Here is a 256-nt window from a genome sequence, read left to right as displayed (position 1 = left end):
ACGGCGACGTAGATGCAGCGGACCTGCTGCGAGGGGTCGCCGGTCTCCCAGTTCGCCTTCTGGTTCAGGATCGTGTCCAGGGCGACGGTGGTCTTGCCGGTCTGGCGGTCGCCGATGATCAGCTGACGCTGGCCGCGGCCGATCGGCGTCATCGCGTCGATCGCCTTGAGGCCGGTCTGCATCGGCTCCTTGACGCTCTTGCGCTGCATGACGCCGGGCGCCTGCAGCTCGAGGGCGCGGCGGCCGACGGTCTCGA

1 pseudogene is annotated in these 256 nt (G+C 69.5%); it reads right to left on the bottom strand.

Annotated elements, in window-relative coordinates:
• Window positions 1-256 (bottom strand): annotated as a pseudogene (locus MJ643_RS31040) (F0F1 ATP synthase subunit alpha); the annotation flags it as partial.

Source organism: Pseudomonas sp. PNPG3 (assembly GCF_023093815.1).
GTDB lineage: Bacteria > Pseudomonadota > Gammaproteobacteria > Pseudomonadales > Pseudomonadaceae > Aquipseudomonas > Aquipseudomonas asiatica.
The sequence above is the reverse complement of the archived record's forward strand: the minus strand, read 5'-3'. Positions and strand labels throughout refer to the sequence as shown.